Below are 1,579 nucleotides of genomic sequence, written 5' to 3' on the forward strand. Positions count from 1 at the left end.
CTCCCGTTGAGGTCCTGTTCGGTGATGGTGATCGGGATGCTTTGGAGGGTCAGCTCGGGCACCTGCGGGTTGGTCACCTCCAGCCGGTAGGTGCCGGTCCCCCACTGGCGCGCATCCAGCACGTTCCCGGAGGGGCCCGACAGCCCGGAGCCGTTCCGGTACCACCGGTAGACGTTGTCGGGGTGGGTCACCACCCCGCTGAAATCGATCCGGGGGCCAGACTGGTTGGCCTCGCTGCCGAACGGCTTCTGGTTCCCGTAGCGAAACGAGACCTCCGCCTCCTGGCGGTACCACTCAAACAGGGTCTTCCCCTCGTCGCTGACCACCAGCATGTCGGCAAACACGTAGCGGTTGCCATTGAAATGGGCCCGCGTGAAAAACCGCAGCGGGTGCACCCGCTGGCCGGCCGAGTTGGTCAGGTTCTGCTTGTTGGTCCAGTCCAGCTCCGGCCACGGTCCCTCCAGCTCGTTGTCGGACCAGCGCAGGTTCCGGATCCGCACCAGGTGCCGCAGCTCCCGCGGGCCCGGCCCCGACAGGTTGTTCCAGCTGAAATCGGTCACAATAATCTGCCGGGGAAACTGGCTGACCGGCAACGTCCCGGCAATCCCGCTGGAGGGGGCGTTCAGGGTCCGCAGACTCCGGGGAGCCTGCTCCGGCAGCTGTGCGTCCCGAAACTTGGTAAAACTGACCACAAACGAGTTGATCTGCGGCCAGGTCCCGTCCAGCCCGTAGGCGGGAAATCCGCTGGTAAAGTTGGTGCTGCGGATCACAAACGTCTGCATGCCGGTGGCCCCCGACAAGTCCGGGAACCGCCCGGTAAAATTGTTTTCGCTGATCCGCAGGCTCTTCAGGCTGGTGAGGTTCCCAAACTCGGCCGGCAGCTCCCCGCCCCACGCATCCTCGGTGGCCGCCCCCGGGCTGCTGTTGAGGGCCAGGTGCTCCAGCTGCCTCAGCCGGCCGATCGCGGGGGGAATCTGCTGGTTGTTGCCCCCCAGTCGGTGGTTGTTGCCCAGCCACAGCCCCCTCAGGGCGGTGGAGCTGAACACCGCCGGGTCCACCCGGCTGATATCGCTCCAGGTCAGGGCAAACCACTGCAGGTTCGGCAGGTCAAAACTGGCGGGAATCTGACCGGTAAACTTGTTGCCGGCCCCCTGGTCGGTCTTGCCGGTATGGATGTCGCCCCCGCCGGTGCGCGTCTGCTCGTGCAGGTCCGGGTGCTTCGGCATCACGTTGCTGGAGAAGTTCAGATACAGGTACTCCAGCGAGCGGGGACCGCTGAACAGGGCCTCCGGCAGCGGGCCCGAGATCCGGTTGTACAGCACGTTCAGGTACCGCAGCCGCTTCAGGTTCCCCAGACTGGCCGGCAGCCCCTCGGTCCCCCGCAGGTTGTTGTCGGCCAGGTCCACCCGGACCACCCGCCCCTCGGCGTCCACCTGCACCCCGTACCAGCTGTCGCTGACCGGACCGTCCAGCCATCCCCTGTTGTTGTCCCAGCCCGGACCGCCCGTCGCCTGGTACAGATCCACCAGCGCCTGGCGATCCCCCGATACACTGTCCAACGTCTGGGCAGACAGCAACA

Annotated in this window: 1 protein-coding gene; it reads right to left on the reverse strand. The window is 66.1% G+C overall.

The genetic code is table 11. The annotated features are described in order from the left end of the window. Positions 1-1,579 (reverse strand): hypothetical protein (locus ACG2E4_RS18380; RefSeq protein WP_395277501.1); only part of this gene is annotated, 1,579 nt, incomplete at both ends.

Source organism: Halalkalibaculum sp. DA384 (assembly GCF_043951955.1).
GTDB lineage: Bacteria > Bacteroidota > Rhodothermia > Balneolales > Balneolaceae > JAMQKA01.